Raw genomic sequence first — 1,816 nt, 5'->3', positions numbered from 1 at the left:
CGCAAACTCGAAAGCCAGCCATGGCGGATCATGTCTATCGGACGCAGAGAATGGGCCAATGGGTTCTGATCAATGAGGACGCGTATGAGACCAAACCTTGGACCGCCGGGAATTAGAGTTTTCCGGCTTTGCTCACGATGGCTGGCTGGTTGCGCCACCGGGATTATGCAGGTCAATCGGGATGTTATATCCGATTGCCGAGTGAGGGCATTCCTCGTTGTAGTATTTGCGCCAAGTCTCCAATTTTTCGCGCGAATCTGAAAGGGTCAAGAACCAATGGGCGTTCAGACATTCCGCCCTAATCTTGCTGTTGAAGGCCTCGATGAAGCCGTTGTCTGTCGGCTTGCCTGGCCGCGAGAAGTCCAGGGTGACGTTGCTGGCATAGGCCCATAGGGCAAGATCACGGGAGATGAACTCGCTGCCGTTGTCCACTCTGATCGTCTTGGGATACCCGGTCTTCCGACAGATGCCTTCCAGTGTCAGGACGATATCCTCGCCCCGGTAGGTGAAGCGTGCGTCGGCGGCCGGGCAGTAACGCGAGTGCGTGTCTACCACGGTCAGGATGCGCAGCTTCTTGCCAGTCGCGAACTGGTCGTGGACAAAAGTCCATTGCCCAGACATCGTTCGGCACGACAGCCTCCTGGCGATCGTCTCTGAGCTTTGCTTGCACCCGGCGCTATGATCAGACGACTCGCTGCTGGTGTTTAGTCCCGGCATTTGATGGTGCATTGTTCAGCCAAGAATGGAGAGATGCGCTATGGGACAAATTCTACACGGGAGCGCCCGGACGACAGAGGCAGTCCGTCGAGCAATACAAAATAGTCAAGAGAGCCTGAGAGCACTTTCCACGCGCTACGGTATCAATCAGAAGACCGTGGCGAAGTGGAAGCGGCGCACGGCGGTGAAGGACCTTCCGACTGGTCCGAAAGACGCCCGCTCGACAACACTTTCGATCGAAGAGGAGGCGATCATCGTTGCCTTCCGCCGACACACGCTGCTGCCGCTGGATGACTGCCTCTATGCCCTGCAGGCCACGATCCCGCATCTGACCCGTTCGTCGCTGCATCGCTGCTTACAACGCCATGAGATCAGCCGATTGCCAGAAGTGACCGGGGAAAAGGCGCCGAAGAAAAAGTTCAAGACCTACCCGATTGGATACTTCCATATTGACATCGCCGAAGTACGCACTGCCGAAGGCAAGCTCTATCTGTATGTTGCGATAGACCGGACCAGCAAGTTCGCCTTCGTTCAGTTGGTCACCAAGACAGGCAGAACATCAGCGTCCGCCTTCCTGGTCGCGTTGATTGCGGCTGTGCCCTATAGAATCCATACCGTCCTGACCGATAATGGCATCCAGTTCACGTTCCCGCCGCGCTATGCCGACGGACCGACGGCCACCTACATGACGCACATGTTCGACATGCGTTGTCGCGAGAACGGGATCGAACACAGGCTCACTAAAATCAAGCATCCCTGGACCAACGGCCAAGTCGAGCGAATGAACCGCACGATCAAGGAAGCGACTGTCAAACGTTACCACTATGACAGCCATGCCCAGTTAAAAGCCCACCTCCAAGACTTCATTGACGCCTACAATTACCGCCGCCGGCTGAAAACGCTGCGGGGCCTCACACCCTATGAATATATCTGCAAAATCTGGGCAACAGAGCCAGAACGGTTTAAACTCAACCCGCACCATCAAATGCCGGGACTAAACACCTAGGCGGTGTGGACGGATTTGATCAAGATGAAGCCTGCGGCGATTGCGACGATTGATGCGAAATTTTGTTTGGTCTTCTCGCATTGTAGCGCGACG

The 1,816-nt window shown here is 55.6% G+C and carries 1 protein-coding gene and 1 pseudogene; one reads left to right on the top strand and one right to left on the bottom strand.

Annotated features, from left to right (window positions below; translation table 11 throughout):
• Positions 1 to 132 precede the first annotated feature (132 nt).
• Positions 133 to 676 (bottom strand): annotated as a pseudogene (locus E8M77_RS18950) (integrase core domain-containing protein); the annotation flags it as partial.
• A gap of 81 nt (positions 677 to 757) precedes the next feature.
• Here E8M77_RS18950 and E8M77_RS18945 point away from each other — a divergent pair.
• Entirely contained in the window at positions 758 to 1,723 is a 966-nt protein-coding gene (locus E8M77_RS18945) for an IS481 family transposase (RefSeq protein ID WP_137132195.1), read from the top strand.
• Positions 1,724 to 1,816: the final 93 nt, after the last annotated feature.

Source organism: Rhizobium sp. FY34, from assembly GCF_005222845.1.
Taxonomy (GTDB): Bacteria; Pseudomonadota; Alphaproteobacteria; order Rhizobiales; family Rhizobiaceae; genus Neorhizobium.
The sequence above is the reverse complement of the archived record's forward strand: the minus strand, read 5'-3'. Positions and strand labels throughout refer to the sequence as shown.